The organism is Caballeronia hypogeia, assembly GCF_001544875.2.
GTDB lineage: Bacteria > Pseudomonadota > Gammaproteobacteria > Burkholderiales > Burkholderiaceae > Caballeronia > Caballeronia hypogeia.
In genome coordinates this window covers 60,209-75,426 of the sequence record NZ_FCOA02000020.1, presented here as the reverse complement: position 1 = coordinate 75,426, position 15,218 = coordinate 60,209, and the positions used below count along the sequence as shown (strand labels likewise).

General features: G+C 57.2%; 13 protein-coding genes and 2 pseudogenes. 8 read left to right on the top strand and 7 right to left on the bottom strand.

The features are described from left to right. Positions 1–184 precede the first annotated feature (184 nt). Positions 185–2,413, bottom strand: a complete 2,229-nt coding sequence (locus tag AWB79_RS25205; RefSeq protein ID WP_061170161.1) for an AAA family ATPase — start codon at positions 2,411–2,413, stop codon at positions 185–187. 100 nt (positions 2,414–2,513) lie between these two features. Here AWB79_RS25205 and AWB79_RS25200 point away from each other — a divergent pair, with 100 nt between their 5' ends. From AWB79_RS25200 to AWB79_RS25190, 3 genes are all read left to right on the top strand, one after another. After that, positions 2,514–3,539 (top strand): IS110 family RNA-guided transposase, encoded by a 1,026-nt coding sequence (locus tag AWB79_RS25200; RefSeq protein ID WP_061170160.1) that lies wholly within the window; start codon positions 2,514–2,516, stop codon positions 3,537–3,539. Between the two features lie 631 nt (positions 3,540–4,170). Further along, entirely contained in the window at positions 4,171–4,521 is a 351-nt protein-coding gene (locus tag AWB79_RS25195) for a helix-turn-helix domain-containing protein (RefSeq protein ID WP_232471005.1), read from the top strand. Further along, the gene (locus tag AWB79_RS25190) at positions 4,518–5,978 is read left to right on the top strand and encodes a type II toxin-antitoxin system HipA family toxin (RefSeq protein ID WP_074169425.1); all 1,461 of its coding nucleotides are present in this window, start codon (positions 4,518–4,520) and stop codon (positions 5,976–5,978) included. Before AWB79_RS25195 ends, AWB79_RS25190 begins: the two co-directional genes overlap by 4 nt. Positions 5,979–6,020: 42 nt before the next feature. On the opposite strand, the gene AWB79_RS25185 is transcribed toward AWB79_RS25190, so the two are convergent. The 4 genes from AWB79_RS25185 to AWB79_RS25165 form a co-directional block, all read right to left on the bottom strand. Further along, positions 6,021–6,206, bottom strand: a complete 186-nt coding sequence (locus tag AWB79_RS25185) for a hypothetical protein (RefSeq protein ID WP_061170158.1) — start codon at positions 6,204–6,206, stop codon at positions 6,021–6,023. A 130-nt stretch (positions 6,207–6,336) separates the two neighbouring features. Continuing rightward, positions 6,337–6,531 carry a CsbD family protein gene (locus AWB79_RS25180; protein WP_061170157.1) on the bottom strand — a complete coding sequence of 65 codons (195 nt, stop codon included), beginning with the start codon at positions 6,529–6,531 and terminating at the stop codon, positions 6,337–6,339. A gap of 471 nt (positions 6,532–7,002) precedes the next feature. Further along, positions 7,003–7,197, bottom strand: a complete 195-nt coding sequence (locus tag AWB79_RS25175) for a hypothetical protein (RefSeq protein WP_061170156.1) — start codon at positions 7,195–7,197, stop codon at positions 7,003–7,005. Positions 7,198–8,321: 1,124 nt separating this feature from the next. Next, complete coding sequence (locus tag AWB79_RS25165) at positions 8,322–9,347, bottom strand: IS30 family transposase (RefSeq protein ID WP_061170154.1); 1,026 nt, start codon at positions 9,345–9,347, stop codon at positions 8,322–8,324. Between the two features lie 22 nt (positions 9,348–9,369). Between AWB79_RS25165 and AWB79_RS25160 the strand changes: the two genes are divergently transcribed. The 4 genes and pseudogenes from AWB79_RS25160 to AWB79_RS25145 all read left to right on the top strand — a co-directional run bounded on the left by AWB79_RS25160 (position 9,370) and on the right by AWB79_RS25145 (position 12,233). Next, positions 9,370–9,861: a hypothetical protein gene (locus AWB79_RS25160; RefSeq protein WP_061170153.1), complete on the top strand. Its 492-nt coding sequence runs from the start codon at positions 9,370–9,372 to the stop codon at positions 9,859–9,861. 58 nt (positions 9,862–9,919) lie between these two features. Then, positions 9,920–10,411 (top strand): hypothetical protein, encoded by a 492-nt coding sequence (locus tag AWB79_RS25155; protein ID WP_061170219.1) that lies wholly within the window; start codon positions 9,920–9,922, stop codon positions 10,409–10,411. Positions 10,412–10,919: 508 nt separating this feature from the next. Beyond that, a pseudogene (locus tag AWB79_RS25150) lies at positions 10,920–11,297 on the top strand (MFS transporter); the annotation flags it as partial. 342 nt (positions 11,298–11,639) lie between these two features. Further along, complete coding sequence (locus AWB79_RS25145) at positions 11,640–12,233, top strand: hypothetical protein (protein WP_157695844.1); 594 nt, start codon at positions 11,640–11,642, stop codon at positions 12,231–12,233. Positions 12,234–12,359: 126 nt separating this feature from the next. On the opposite strand, the gene AWB79_RS25140 is transcribed toward AWB79_RS25145, so the two are convergent. Both AWB79_RS25140 and AWB79_RS25135 read right to left on the bottom strand, forming a co-directional pair. Then, complete coding sequence (locus AWB79_RS25140; RefSeq protein WP_061170150.1) at positions 12,360–13,124, bottom strand: bestrophin-like domain; 765 nt, start codon at positions 13,122–13,124, stop codon at positions 12,360–12,362. A gap of 85 nt (positions 13,125–13,209) precedes the next feature. Further along, positions 13,210–14,016: pseudogene (locus AWB79_RS25135) on the bottom strand (transglycosylase SLT domain-containing protein); the annotation flags it as partial. Positions 14,017–14,675: 659 nt separating this feature from the next. On the opposite strand from AWB79_RS25135, the gene AWB79_RS25130 reads away from it, so the two are divergent. Beyond that, positions 14,676–15,152: a hypothetical protein gene (locus AWB79_RS25130; protein WP_096031609.1), complete on the top strand. Its 477-nt coding sequence runs from the start codon at positions 14,676–14,678 to the stop codon at positions 15,150–15,152. The last annotated feature ends 66 nt before the right edge of the window (positions 15,153–15,218 follow it).

The following is a 15,218-nucleotide window of genomic DNA, read 5'->3' as shown; positions in this document are numbered from 1 at the left end:
TGTTTTTGAAGTTGAAGTTCGAAGGTTGCTGCCGTTGGCCCCGGCGTAAGTTGTCAGCTGGGGCTTCTTCTTTTTCGGCAGCTGCGGAAAGTTCGTGCGTTTGTTCGAGTACAAGGCTATCAACGGAACTGTAGTCCGCCACGTGGACTCGCTTGTGGCGGTAGAGCTTTCAGCGTCAGAAGCATCAACCTGCTACGGCCTCTTCTTTGACTTCTCCCATTTTTCTCACGTAGTGGTGTTCGTTCCCGCACGCTGTAAGAAGAGCACGGAGCTTGTCAAGATAGTAGGCAATGTCATATTGCGACCAGTCCATCGGGGGACCGTTAATCCCATCTTTATGCGACCCTCGGTTCAGAAACCGATGCAGCGCCTTGAATTTTTGAGACCGATCCTCAGCGGTCATTTTCTCGAGCGCTTTGTCAAAATCGTCGATGCCAGTCGTGAACGTGAAAAATTGCTCGAGGATGCATCGGATCGTGTTGGGCACGACCTGAATAGGAGCGCGGTTTTCTTTTGCGTCTCGGAGTACTTGCCACAATGCGTCGTAGTCGTTCATGAACGTTGTTGGATCGAGCGGTAGCACGACGGAATAGTCGTTCTTGTGGACCCTCAACATCTGACATTTTTTCGATGCATTGGCAAGCTTGCTCGCGGAAAGTTGATGAACGAGCTCGTGAAAAAAGAAGAGATTGTGAGTCAGCACGATCACCTGCTTCACCTTGGCAACCTCGCCAGAAGGCTTGATCAACTGGTGCTGAATAATCGTTGCAACGTCGTAGATAAAGTTCTGCGACAGACTGGAAATTGGGTCATCGATCACCACGATGGTCTTGCTGACGTCGACTGCTCCCGTCTCCTCATGCGAACCCTTTATCAGCTCGACAAAGTAAAGAAACGAGATGAGCGTCTTTTCTCCTTCACTGAGAGAATGCGTTCCGGAGTCTGCGTCGTCTGGTCGAGCCAAGCAATAGAGATGGCCCTCCCCTTCTTTTCTGGCAATCCAGAAGGAGACGATTCCCATGTCTCTCAATGAAGCATTGATGGCCTCGACTGAGGCATCGACACCCGTCTGAGACTTACGAAGTTCTTTCAGGAGCAGACCGTTCATCTTGATCCCGTCTTCAATCTTTCTTGCTTCTGTCGTCTCCGCATCGAGTTGGGCCGCCAGCGGCGCGAGCGCGGCTGTGTGGGTTGCATAGGCATCTGAGCGATCTGCACAGATGACCTGAAAAAACATTGCTTTTATTTTGGTGCGTTCTGCGTTCCGGTCGAGAATGCGTTGATTGAAATCGCTTATCTTCTCTTTTAGCGACGCGAGCGTCAAAAGCAACCCCGTTTGCTCGACAACCTCGACCGTCACAGGTTGACCTGGCCGAGCTTGTTTTTGACGCATCAGAGCAAGATTCGCTTTCTTTTTCGCTTGGAGCGCCCTCCATTCGGACTCGAGCACTGTTCCCTTAGAAAGCGCCTCCTCGAATACCACGCTCATGGAGCGTTCGAGACGTTCCAGTCGTAAAAGGTAGTTTGACGTTAGAGCATCGATTTTCTCGATTTTTTGCTTCCGGTTTCCTTCCAGCAACTTGGTTAGTTCGAGCTTAAAGTCATGAGGCAGGCCTTGTTGGCAAAAAGGACACTGCTCGTCTTTCAGGTATTTCCGCCCCTGATCGACCCAGTCTCCGTTGCCTAATTGGGCGATTAAGGCCGCGAGATTGCTTGCTGAAGACACTTCGATCGTCTCAGCCCAAATGCTGTCGCCTTCGATCTCAGCAAAGCCAGTCAAGTCAACTTGCGGGAAGCTCTTGCTACTCTCCGCGCTGGAGGCATCTGCCCAGCGCTGTTCAAGACGCTCTATCGAGTCAAGTGATGCAGCCTTGTCAGTTGCATAGCGACTCAGCTCGTCGAAGAACTTTCGCTTGTCTCGTCCATAGCCCTCAAGCAATTTTGCGAGTTTTGTCGCTTTACCGAGGCCATACCCCTTCCACACTTCATCGATTCCCCGGGCGGTTTCTACGTTCACTAATTTCTGTGCGGTGGCAATCTTTTCGCGGACACTGATGAGTTGCGCGTTCAAAGCTTTGAGTTCGACCTCTCGCGCGTCAATTTCTTTTTGCTTCGCCGTATCGATCTCGCCAATCGTGAAGATGCCCTGCATGGCCTCCCCAATGACCCGGGCCACAAACGCATGGTTGTACACAAGATGGCGAAAAGGACCCATCCCAGTCGTTTCCACATGGCAATGTTGGAAAGTGGGATCGTTGACGAAACGACCATGGACCACCTCGCCGATTGCAGACTTACCGGCTCCATTTGACCCGTAGATAAACGTCGCTTGTTTAGCGGTGTCGATGTTGATGACCGTCGGCGTCGTCGGATGATAACTCTTGTATTTACTGATCGAAATGCTTTTGATCACGCTCGTCTCCTGACGAGAAGATGTGGACTAATGAGATGGTCACCCCCACCCTACGAGCGGGTTACGCTGTAGGGTGTCTTTCTCTCTGGTGAGGGCCATCATGCAAGACGTGACGCTGGTTGGAATCGATCTGGGCAAACATTCGTTTCACCTTCACGGCCAGGACCAGCACGGTAAACCCGTGTTTCGCAAGAAGGTAAGCCGCAAGCAACTGGTCGAGTTCTTCGCCACGTTTCACGCCTGCACCGTGGTCATGGAAGCGTGTGCCGGGGCCCATCATATGGCCCGCAAACTCGCATCGTTCGGGCATCAGGTCAAGCTCATCTCGCCCCAGTTTGTGCGCCCCTTCGTCAAGAGCAACAAGAATGATTTCGTGGATGCCGAGGCGATCTGCGAGGCGGCGTCGCGACCAGCCATGCGGTTTGTCACGCCGAAGACCGAATCGCAGCAAACCCTGTCTGCCCTGCACCGAGTACGTGAGTCGCTGGTGCGCGACCGCGTAAAGACGAGCAACCAGATGCACGCATTCCTGCTCGAATTCGGCATCAGTCTGCCCATCGGACAAGCTGTGATCAGGCGCTTGTCGGCGGTACTCGCCGAGCATTCCCTTCCGCCGTCGCTGGTTTCCATTCTTGAGCGCCTGCACGCCCACTTCAAGTACCTGAGCGAACAAATCAACGAGATCGACAAGGAATTGGGCCGCCAGCTCGCTGCAGACGACCTCGGCCAGCGCTTGCTGAGCATCCCAGGTGTGGGCCCTATCACGGCGAGCGTGCTGGCCGCCGAAATGGGCGATGGCAAGCAATACGGCTGTAGCCGGGACTTCGCCGCCTCGATCGGGTTGGTGCCGCGCCAGTACAGCACCGGCGGTAAGTCCAACCTGCTGGGCATCAGCAAGAGAGGTGACAAAAACCTGCGCAGACTGCTGGTCCTGGGTGCAAGATCGTACATGCAGCGGCTCGATAAGCACGCCGGCCGATTGGCCGACTGGGTCCGCGCGATGCTGACGCGGCGACACCCGAACGTGGTGGCCTGCGCTCTCGCCAACAAGCTGGCGCGCACCGCGTGGGCGCTGGCGACCCATCATTCGACATTCGATGCGGGCTCGGCCGCCATGCCTGCCTGAACAGCCGCGCCCGCTTCCTGCTTTACCGAAGTCTACCCATCTGGTTTTGCGATAGCCTGAAATTTGATGACGTGAACGGTACATCGGCCTGACGAACAACCTGCCAAAAAAATTGGCTCTTGAAGCCGATGGACTTTTCAGGATCGTCAGGCGCGACTCTCATCGTGGCGCGGGGAGATTTCCCCACAACGACGCCGGATAGATTTAAGCAAGCCAACCACAACGTCAAAAATCAGGGGTTGCAAAAACGGGGGTGACCATAGATTTTTTCTGCCGCTTAAGTTGGACGGAATTGCATCGCAGAAACGTTAGACACCCACCGAGCGCTGCGAATGCGCCAACAAGATCAGTGTCCGACTGCGGAAGCGTGATCGTATGAGGAAAACACACTTCGTTCAACACGTTCTCTTCCACCAATGGGCCGCTGGCAGACAAGCAAGAAAGGTTACCGGCCGGTCTTCTCGACCGTGAGAATTTTCACCAGTGAAAATCGTCGCAACCTAAATACCGCTCGGTCGATTGCAGGAGCGATCACGGTGCTCGGCCGTTGCAATCCGCAAGAAACTGAGCTTCACGCGATTCATTGTTGTTGATCACTCCCTGCCGATAGCATAATATAAAAAATAGCTTCATGAATTGCCAATATTTGATCTTATTCTTTATGCCACGTCGCGCAACAGCGGTTGATATGCTCCCGACGCCCGCTGCGCGAGCGCTGGCGACTTTGGGGACAAACCTTCGCATCGCCCGCAAGCGCCGAGGGGAGTCGCTAGCTTCGTTCGCGGAACGGATGCAGGTGTCGGTGCCGACGCTTCAGAAAATGGAAAAAGGCGATCCGACCGTTTCGATTGGCGTCGTCGCATCGGCGCTGTGGCTCATCGGGCGCGTCCAGTTCCTCGGCGCGATTGCCGATCCCGTCGCTGACGAAACTGCGCTCATGCTTGAACTGCGAAATCTGACGGGCCGAAAAAGCAAGAAATGAAGACTGAGCTGCACATCTGGATTTATCCGCCTGGCGAATTGGCGCCCCAGCACTGTGGGGCGCTCGATCTAATCGGCGGGCGCCGATGCTTGTTTTCGTACGCTGAGAGCTGGCTGAGTGACCGGCGAGCCTTCCCGTTGTCGCCGGACTTGCCGCTGCGCTCGGGTGCCTTTGAGCCGGAGAAAGGGCTCGACCTGCATCCGATTTTCGAGGACGCCGGCCCCGACCGATGGGGACGACGCGTGATCGATACGGCCTTCCGGCCGGAACGCAAATCGCCGATTGATTATCTGGCGCTCGCCGGCGAGGACCGCATCGGTGCGCTGGGTTTCTCGTGGTCAGCCGAGAACTACGAAACGCCCAAGGATCAGGCATTCTATGCCGCCGATCTTGAAGCGTTGGTCAGTGCCGCCCATGCGATCGAGGCCCATCTACCGATCGATGAACGGTTGCGACGACTCCTCCAACCTGGTCGAAGCGTCGGTGGAGCGCGCCCCAAGGCCATCATTCAGGACGAAGGCCGGTACTGGATCGCGAAGTTCCCAGCCGAGGGCGATGAGGTCGACGTCAGCGCCGTCGAGCACGCGTCGCTGCGTCTTGCGCAAGCTTGTGGCATTGAAGTGCCCGATTCCCGGCTGGTGGCGCTGCGCGGCAAAAGCGTGCTGATAGTCGAGCGCTTCGACCGTGATCGCTCCGGCGCACGGCGGCACTTCGCGAGCGCGAAGACGCTACTCGTAGCCGAAGGTCATGACATTGAGAACGTCGCCTATGGCGATGTCGCGGAAGTCGCCCGGCGTTTCTCGCCGGATCCGCGAGTGGACAGTCGGCAGCTGTTCCGGCGTATGGTCTTCAACGTGTTGATGGAGAACACGGACGATCATGAGAAGAACCATGCGTTTTTGAATGACAACGGCAAGTGGAAACTCTCGCCCGCCTACGACCTGCAGCCTCAGCTTCAGGGCATCGGCTATCAGCAATTGATCGTGGGCGCTCAGGCGCACGAGCCCTCGATTGAAAACGCGCTGTCGCACGCCGGCCGCTTCATGCTCACGAGCGCGGAGGCGAATGCCGAAGTCGAGCATATGCTGGTGGTGTTGTCGCGCTGGCCGGAGGCGTTCAGGCAGGCGGGCGTCAGTGAGCGCGACATTGACGCCTGCCAGCGGTTCGTTCTGGTCGATCGGCAACTGGACGCGGCGTATGGGAAGGCGCCCGATGCAGCGGTACCGCCCAACACTGCGCACGGCCAGTACGACGGTCGGATCATCGCGCTGCGTCGAGATACGGTGTTTCAGACGTCCGGTGGCGGAGAGACGGTGGCGCACCCGCGCGCCCCACTGACGAAGCTCGCGGATCTGAAGGTGGGCGCTGAATTACATGTTTCGTATCGAGATGGGCAACTACACGATGCGTCGGTGGGCCGGCCGGCGAAAACACGCGGGCGCCGTCGCGGGAGATAGCGCGCCAGAAGCCGAAGGCGTGGCGAGCGCAGGCCACCGCGGCTAATACACCTCGACATGATTCGGAAACACGCCGGTTTCCCGCGCCGCTTGCTCTACTGCCGCCGGACTCTCACACCCGGCAACCGCGCCGATCTCCTCCTCTCCGGCGAAGATGCGGCCAGCCCATTGACCCGAGGGTGCGCGGTAGATCCGTAAGGTAACGGTCTCGTCTATGTCGTGTTCCATTCAGCTCCTTCTACAGGAAACGCGGCGGGCTCCCCGGAAGGGTAGCAAATGAAAGCGCCGCGCAAGGCGGGTGCTGAAGGCCGTCGCGGGCCAGGCCGCTGAGGTAGCTCGGCGCTAAACGCTGATCGAGTTACGGCTTCGCCGTATCGTCAGTGACGTCCTTCAGATCCTCCTTGGCATCGCCGAGGTCCTTGCGCACTTGGCCTTCGACCTGTTGGGCGTCGCCCTTCGCTTCTTGCGCGGGATCGTTCGTCATCTTCCCGACGCCTTCGTTGATCTTGCCTTTGACCTTCTCTCCGACGCCCTTCACTTGGTCTTCGTTCATGATCGCCTCCCGTTTCCCTGCGGCATGCAGGTGTAACAGAGACAGCGCAAGGACGATGCCGCGTCGGGGTGGGTAGCTCGGACGCTGTGTCCGGCCCATTTTCACTAGTGAAAATCCCCGCCACCGCCCTTCCCAAAAATCCAAGAACGATGCCGCGTCGTGGTGAGTAGTTGGACTGGACGCTGTGGCTGGCCCATTTTCACCAGTGAAAATCCCCGTCACCGCCCTTCCCAAAAATCCAAGGACGATGCCGCGTCGCGGTGGGTAGCCGGACGCGTCACCGCTGCCCATGTCGGGATTCAGGCACCTCGAAACGTCTGCTACAGCTAAGGCGGAGGCTTTCCGAACGCCGAGGTCGTTCAACTTCGAACTGCTGGTTCACTTAATTTTGAACTATGCGAACTTCGGGTCACTTGACTTGGACTTTCCGGCTCGCGCTTCCGGCGTCAAAAATAGCAGAGGGTCTATGGTTCAGGCTTTGTCGGTCTCGATTGCGTGCAGCATCACCTCCACTTCAGCGGACGCTGCCTCAAACCAGCGTTGCGCGTTCAAGAGATTTTCGCGGCTCGGTTGTACGCCGATCGTCATATATCCCGTCAGGCGGGCAAGGTGGGCACCGGCCTTTTGCAGGTTACGCAGCAAGTCAATGTTCTCGTCTAATGTCATGCTTCCCTCATTCGTTGTTATCTCCGATGCACGTAGACCGACCGCGGAAAATGGTCGATCAGAGACGCCCCGCGTGTCGAATCAACAAGCAGCGGCCACGTCATTCGCGTTTGCTCGGCCGTGGTCGCCAGGAAAACCGGCAACATCAGGACGAGGAAACGCTCCGATCGCATTATCGGCGTGTACCGGAAAAACTGATGCGCAGCGGATGCTTTGCTGATCGTCAGCCTCCTTCTTCCCCGAAGCGTACGGTGGATGACATCCATTCGAGGCCGGAAAAAGTCCACTTTCCTGCTCGACGTCAAAAACACTTTTTGAGGCTGTCCTGGGGAAGCGTGTCTATTTATCCACAGAAAATGGGGACAACCATGTGGGTAAGTCCCGAGTCGCGCGAGCGGCCTGCGTCGCGCGCAGTTTCACGAAGACAAACATGCGCTGAAACTACCTGCCGACTGGCTGTCTAGTGCTCGCGTCGCACTGGCAAACCAGCCGCGGCGTTTCGTTGTTGCTGGCCGCCTAGCGTAGGACACCTACGACGGCTCGACAGCCATTTTCACCAGTGAAAATCCTTCTCCGCGCTTTCCCAAAAACCGCACCGTTGATAACGAGAGTTATCACGGGTGCTGTTTTTACTGACAGTGAGTTGGAAGAAGTGACTGCGTTAGTCGGTTAGATGCGTGGTGCGAGTATCGCTGGCGTTGGCCGTATTCGATCGCCTTGAGCGCTCTTCGTGGCGAGGATTTGTGGGATACGGGGAGAGAGGCTGCATACGAGCGTGAGCGATCAAGAAACAGGCATGCTTTGTGACCAGCTTCTTGCATCAAAAACCACGCGCTCTTGCCGCGATCAGGCTGACGTATGTACGGCGTACGCCGGCTTCAAGCGTCAACTGCTCTTGGCTTAATCCCGCGCTTTCAGAAAGCGCCGAAGCACTTTTCCTAACGCGACCTTGTGTTCGAGGGATCCTCCTAACATATTGGGAGGATTTTCAGCGCTCGAATGCCGGGGTCTTCCTAACATATTGGGAATATTCTACGATGTCTGACTTGCCGTAGACAGCTAGTCCTTCGCGGAGGTACTGTGATTTCGAGCGGCGGTTTCAAGCCGAAGTGCAACAAGGGGGGTTAATGCTTAGCGCCTTGAGGTTGGCTTGCTGAGGCGAGCGTGGCGGCGAAGACCTCGAACGGTGAATGAAACGCGTGAGTTGCGCGCGGCCGGTTGTTCAAACTGTCGGCGATAGCATCGAGTTCGTCCTGCGTGTAGACCGAGAGGTCGGTTCCCTTGGGCAAATATTGACGAAGCAACCCGTTGGTGTTTTCACATGTGCCGCGTTGCCAGGGGCTATGGGGGTCGCAGAAGTACACGCGCACGCCGGTGGCCGCAGCGAGTTCCTGATGGCGCGCGAGTTCCTTGCCCTGGTCATAGGTGAAGCTCTGGCGCAGGGGTTCGGGAATCGAATTGAGTTTGGCCGAGAAGCCCGCCAGAGCTGAGGCGGCGGTAGCATCCTCCATCTTGGCAAGCAACACCAGGCGGCTGGTGCGCTCAACCAGTACGCCAACGGAGGATTGGTTCCCAGCGCCTTTGATAAAGTCACCTTCCCAGTGACCAGGCAGCAGGCGGTCTTCGATTTCAGGCGGTCGCACGTGGATACTGACCATGTCGGGAATCTGCCCGCGTCGGTCTGTACCGCGCGTGCGGGACATACGGGTGCTGTGGCCGTGGCGCAGGCAGGCAATCAACTGGCGGCGCAATTCGCCACGCGGCTGAGCGTAGATAGCCGTGTAGATGGTTTCATGCGATACGTGCTGGGTTGGGTCGGTCGGATACATTCGCCTAAGTGTGCCCGATATCTGCTGGGGAGACCACTTCCAGTCCAGCAACGTGAGCACAACCCGCCAGCGAACGCCTTGCGTGCAAAGCTTGGCCGGGCCGCGCCCAGCGCTACGGCGGGCGGCGCAAAGTGCTTGAGCTGGCACGGATGCGTAGCCAGCAGGAGAGCTGTTGCGCGTCAGTTCACGGCTCACGGTCGACGGCGAGCGCCCGAGCATTCGGGCCATGGCCCGAATGCTCACGTCCTGCAGTCGTAGGCTTGCGATGGCGAGGCGTTCTTCAGGTTGAAGCTGCTGGTATGAAGTAGTTTTGTCGGGCATTGCAACACCTTATACGAGATAAGTGTTGCACTTCGCTTTTGAGGCCGCCAGCTCAAACATCGTTCGATTGCCTGACGTTCAAGAATTGCCACGGGAGTTCGTTCATTATCGATGCGGCTGGATTTCGAAAGAGAATTGCTGGCTCGTAATCCGGTACCGGGATGAGAGTATGGCGGCCGAGTGTGGTGGAGAAACCATCTTCGACATGATCGCCGCGCCTGCCGACATAGCTGCGGCGTTCGCTACGCCTGGACCGACGATCCTCGGCGGCGTTTTGATGGCACCGACTACCTCCGACAGCCCGCCATGGACGTCCAACCCGGTTTCTGAATTGTGGATTTCTCACGACGAGCAACGTACCGTCGTCCTGGTCGTGACACCGCGTGGTAGACGTTTGTTTTTATCCAGCGACTCGACTGCGACTGACTTCGAGCTTATGCAGGTGTACCCAAGAAACACCTGCAGCAGATCGCAAGGTCGAGCAAATCAATTGCCGCAGAAGCCGATGCTCTAGACCGAGCTTCTGTTTTGCGAACGGTGCCCGAGAAGTCCCTACCGCGAACGAAATGCTAATGAACTCGCCGGCAACCTCAAGCAGCCGCATATCTCGAAACCCGTGGAAGATCCGCTATTTTCTCGATACTGAGTTCACCGACTTCGACGTCCGTCAGTTGATCAGCATAGCGATCGTTGGCGAGGATCGACGCGAGTTTTATGCCGAATGCTCGGATTTCGATCGAGTGCATTGCAGCGATTTCGTTCGCGCTACTGTACTACCCCAACTTGGTCACCCGCCTGGCCGCTCCATGCCATTTTTGCAGTTACGTGATGAACTTCGCGCGTGGTTGCGGGCGTGCCCGTCTAAGCCAAAGCCGATTCTGTGCTATGACTTCGAGGGCGACCTCGAATTGATTCAGCGACTTTTGGACGGGACGCTCCCATCCGGTTGGAAGACTGAAAATATAACTCTCAAAATCGACGCTGTTCGGCTCGCCGACTATGCCGCTGCGCATGGCGGGACGCATCTGTTGAGGTGCATTAATTCTGCTACCCATGTGTGCTAATAGCGCTAATGGAAAAGACCCGGCAACTCATTGATTTAATGAGTATTGCTGTGATTTCGGACTTGCGAAATGCCGTTGCCGCGGCGCAACGTTTCTCCTTAATGCGCGCGCTGATCCCGCTAATACCCCGGTCCGGTGCGCTTATTAAGCTACCGCAGATTGGTCGATAAAGCTCGCACGCAAGCGGACGTTGTCTAGGCGAATGCTAGACCATACGCACTCCGTACGACTTTCGAAGCCCTTTGTGAAAATTATATACATAGCCGCAATTCGCTGGTAACGAACCTGGCTGGGCTCCGAAGTCGCAACATCGAAGGCGCACAGGACAACAGTCGCACGACTTTAGACAAGAATGCGCCGCTGCCATGTAATGCGGACGATTGCTCATGCCTTTGAGCACATACCCCGCAGACGTCCTCAACTTGCCTGAACTATCCTGCATTAGCGGATTTAGTGCACCCAGTAGCAAAATTAACGGAGCTCAACAGCACGCGCGACGGCAGGGCACCTTCCTGACCGGTTTGGAGGGGCGCGAGTTGCTGCGATATTTGTCATCGTTCAGGCGGCAGGGTTGCTGCTCATGTGGTTGGCGAACACCACGTTACTCGCCTCCGCCGGGGCGGCTCTTGCAGGCTTCGGCTATTCACTCGTCTATCCGGGGCTAGGCGTCGAAGCGGTCCGCGGGATCACGCCCAAAAACCGCGGCATGGGGATGGGCGTCTACACCGTTTTTCTTGATGTCGCGATGGCCGTAGGCCGTCCCGCTCTGGGGTGGGTGGGCGGCCACGCCGGCCTTCGCGCCGTTTTCCTCGTCAGCGCTGTTGCGGTTGCCTGCACCGCTGCGGTGGCTATTCAACTCATCCGGAAGCATCGCGTAGCCGTGTAAATCAACAACCCGTTCTGCGCTGTTAGAAGGACAGGCAGAGACGACTTCCGCAGTATCGTCCCCCGTTTTGCGCCGGACGCGCTTGAGGCTAACCTGCCTGCTCCGCCAGTGCGTGCGCCGTCCCGGATGCCTGTTCGACAAGTGCAGCTTTCTGCTGCGTGACTTTGTTCATCTGACCCACGGCCAAGTTACCCTGCTCGATGCTGCGTGAGGTCGACGCTTCGACGATTTTCGAAAAATCCGCATGCCGCCAGCCGCGCCGCGAGTCGATAACGCGGGCTATCTGCTTGGAAGAGCTGCGCAGACGCAGCCGCTCGCGAGCGTCGCTGCGTTAAAATTCCCATGCCAGAAATTCTCCGCTTTTCTACCGGCTTTTCCATGCCTCGCAGCGCCAACCAAACAACACGAACGCCGGGCAAGCCGGCCGGTTCCCGTCGTCCGATGACTCGCTCGATGTTGTTGCCCCTGCCTGCGGCAACAACAAAGAAGATGTCGCTCCAGTTCCATCTCGCGCTAGCGGCCTGCCGTCAGCAAGGTAACGGAAATTCGTACCAGTTCAACGAACTGTTGCGCGCCTTGTACATCGCGTATCACCTACAGGAAATGGGCTTCGGCGCCCTACCACTGCAAGTGTTCGCGGGCGCCGAATTCGGAATGAACGCCTCATTGTCGAAACGAAAAGAGGACCAAGCCTGGTTCGTCGACGCGCGGACAGCATCGCTGCTGGAACAAATCCTAGCCCTGCACGACTACCAGTTAAGCGCGATCAGACTGAAAGACCTGACAACGGCGATTGAACGGCTCGAACACTTCATTCGCAGCCAAAGGGCGTCCCCACTGCCCAACGAACTTCGCGTCGAGGCACGAAAACTCGCAGCCGAGTTGCCAAGCGAGGCAGAGTCACCGAGGCCGACAAAGCAAGATAAGCATTCCTAATAAATAACGCTGTGTCGATGCTATGACGGCGTTATGTCAACCGATCGCGTGGAACGAACTCGCCCCCAGCGTGAGTGGCGCTGCTCTTTGCGGTCGTCCGTAAGAACTGTTCGCTCGGCGAACGACTTACTTTTCCAACGATTGAAGGAGGCGGGTGAGGTTTTGTGGTTGAACCCGAATAATTCCTCCACGAGGGCTATCTATGTCAGCAATGAAGGCAAGAGACAACGATATCGTCACAGGCAAGATGGTCATGAGCAGTGCCGCGCGGCGTTGTCCCCTTGCGCCATAACCTTGCACGGCGCATCCGAACACTGCGATCAAGATCATCAGTACCCATGCTCCGACTGGGATATGGTTGATTCTCGCTGCCTCCGAATAGTCCTGCGAATTCAGCACGTCATTCATCCCTGCAACGACGAGCGATCCGATAGGCGTTGGCTGCATCTTCGCAACCTGCGCTGCCTGCTGCCACAGTTTGGATTGAAGGTTCGCGATTTCACCGTCAAGACGTTTTCGCGCCTCGGGGTCGCGCGTCTGATACTCCGCTAATCTCAACCGTGTGTACTGGACCAACGCTCCTCTCATTGAATCTCGGATCTGTGGCTCCGCCAGATCCGCCCTCGCAAACTGGGTGCCGATAGCATTGGCCTCGGCTTCTTCAAGGTTCTTTCGCTGGTCATAGCGGTTCACCGCCATGGAGATACTAAAGCCGATCAGTAGCGCGAGCAGCGTAAATGTAGCGCCCTGGACGGCATTGAAATCGTCTCTTTCGTCATCGCGTAGCGGAGCGAAGCGCCGCATGACGTAGACCCCAAACGCCACGGCGACAAGGAGCAAGGCGAAGAGCACCAGAAACAAGATCGCCGGATGGTCGACAAATGCTGCCATACGATGCCTCCATGTTGCTACTTGACGCGCTCGGCCCGGTTTATGCGAGACAACTCATTGTGACGAATGCCCGGCGGTTCATCGGGTAGCCTTCGCCGCTAACGGAAAGATCCTCATGCACTTCAATGCGCGGCAACACCTGAGCCCAGAGACACGCCTTCCAGTCGTCGACCACGATAATGCCTAGCAGCCCGGCGTTGAGCATTTCCATCTTATCTTCGACTTCGAGCGCTTCCGGCAGCGGCGTGATCCGCATCGGCACCTTGCCCCCCTTCTGAAAGCGCTCGTTGAGCGCATTCAGGCTCTCGTAGTAGCTCGACGAACGTCGCGCAAAGACTTCCTTGCCCGCGAGATCGTCGAGCTTGACCAGTGGTGGCGCTTTCGGTCCGGTGATTTCGAGTTCGCGCACAGGCTTGCGATCGCGCGGCGCGATGAAATCGACGATTTTCAGGCGCTCGTCGGTTGCGGTCAGGTTGCCCGCAGAAATGTCGCCTAGCCCATCATTGAGCGACGACAGCAGCTTGTCACGCGTCGTCGGAATGAGATAGACCGTGAGCGGCCGCTTGTTCAACTGGGCCGCATACTGCTTGTTGACATAGCGGTCGAAGTCGCGCGCCAGCTCGGCAGCAAGCCCGCGCTCGCGTCCCTTGTCGACGAAGTAAAGGGTACGGCTGTACGGCACCAAAAAGCGGATCATGCGCCGGTCGAGTATGGCATCGAAGTCGCCCGTCCAGGGCTTGTTCATGAGGCTCAATTGCCGGGCATCACCCTTCGGCTCCGCAGGCGGGGCGGAAGATTCGGGAAGCGCGCTGGCGGCTGCCGGCGCCGATGCGGGCGCGGCCGGCTCTGCGGCCTGCGAAATCGTGGACGCGACCGAAATGCATAGCGCCATTGCCCAGATCGACAATCTGCAGTGAAGCATATCCAGTCTCCCCGTGCGTCCTCGTCGCTCCATGAGCGACGCGATCCCTCACGCGCATTGCCTCGCAAGTTGTTGAGCGCAGACCCCGCGTGATCGTGAAAGCACTTGATTCCGCTGCAAAGGTAGTTCTATCGGCCTGACCATCCGGGCTGCGACGCACGACACATGGAAGCTGATCACCCGCGTACCGGACCAACGGCCGCGAGAAGGGCAAACAATAGCTGACACGTGCACGTCGAAGCGATATAGCTTCCACGGGCGATTGGCAAGAATTATTTTCGTTCAGACGATTACAGCGCGACAGAAGCTGTGGGCGAAGCGCCCGTCACCCATTTCACACTGCCTTTTATCCGCGTTATTTTACTGTTCAAGAGAAGTTATAAGTCTTGTCATCTCTCGGGTCTCGACGTGGATCATTCCGCCTATCGGTCTGTCGATATCCGCGATGAACGCGAGACGGGTCAGCGTGGACGGGGTGGTATTCGCGGCCTTGCCGAGGTCCGCCGTTTGACAACGAATCGCTTTCGTAGCGGCAAGGACGTCTGCATTACGACGACTCTGCCGGTACCGGGAAACATTGGGAGGTTCGAATCATGAGCACGGTCGCAGCAAAACTCTAACATGAACTCATCAAGGCGCTGCCTCCTACGATCTTCTTCTTTGTGATTCTGCATATCGTTGCACTGATGCGCGCACTGATGATCCGCGGCACCGGCATTTCGATGGAGTCGTCGGCATCGGTCCTTTTTGCGTCGCTCATTCTCGGCAAGTCGGTGCTCGTCGCCGATATGCTTCCGTTCATCAACCGCTTCCCCGAAAAGCCGCTGATCTGGAACGTCTCCTGGAAAACGCTGATGTATGCGCTCGTCGCACTCTTCGTTCATTACCTCGAGCGCCTGTACGATTTCTGGAAGGACGCGCCCAACCTCATCGCCGCAAATCACGACCTGTGGGCCGGCATCAACTGGTCGCACTTCTGGGCCATTCAGATTCTGCTCGTCACCCTGATATTCAACTATTGCATGATCGCAGAACTCGGCCGCGCATTCGGCCAAGATCGACTCAAAACAATCTTCTTCGGCCCCCTCCCTCCCCGACGCGACTGACCGATTGCTGCAACGCGGCGCGAAAAACTCGAAAAAATCTCCAGCCGCGTGTTGCGTTCGGAGCCG

What these genes read in the sequence shown, in the direction of transcription:
- AWB79_RS25190 (WP_074169425.1), top strand. Translation starts at nt 4,518, where the DNA reads ATGAAGACTGAGCTGCACATCTGGATTTATCCGCCTGGCGAATTGGCG.
- AWB79_RS25180 (WP_061170157.1), bottom strand. Translation starts at nt 6,531, where the DNA reads ATGAACGAAGACCAAGTGAAGGGCGTCGGAGAGAAGGTCAAAGGCAAG.
- AWB79_RS25200 (WP_061170160.1), top strand. Translation starts at nt 2,514, where the DNA reads ATGCAAGACGTGACGCTGGTTGGAATCGATCTGGGCAAACATTCGTTT.
- AWB79_RS25185 (WP_061170158.1), bottom strand. Translation starts at nt 6,206, where the DNA reads ATGGAACACGACATAGACGAGACCGTTACCTTACGGATCTACCGCGCA.
- AWB79_RS25140 (WP_061170150.1), bottom strand. Translation starts at nt 13,124, where the DNA reads ATGGCAGCATTTGTCGACCATCCGGCGATCTTGTTTCTGGTGCTCTTC.
- AWB79_RS25195 (WP_232471005.1), top strand. Translation starts at nt 4,171, where the DNA reads ATGAATTGCCAATATTTGATCTTATTCTTTATGCCACGTCGCGCAACA.
- AWB79_RS25155 (WP_061170219.1), top strand. Translation starts at nt 9,920, where the DNA reads ATGAACTCGCCGGCAACCTCAAGCAGCCGCATATCTCGAAACCCGTGG.
- AWB79_RS25145 (WP_157695844.1), top strand. Translation starts at nt 11,640, where the DNA reads ATGCCAGAAATTCTCCGCTTTTCTACCGGCTTTTCCATGCCTCGCAGC.
- AWB79_RS25175 (WP_061170156.1), bottom strand. Translation starts at nt 7,197, where the DNA reads ATGACATTAGACGAGAACATTGACTTGCTGCGTAACCTGCAAAAGGCC.
- AWB79_RS25165 (WP_061170154.1), bottom strand. Translation starts at nt 9,347, where the DNA reads ATGCCCGACAAAACTACTTCATACCAGCAGCTTCAACCTGAAGAACGC.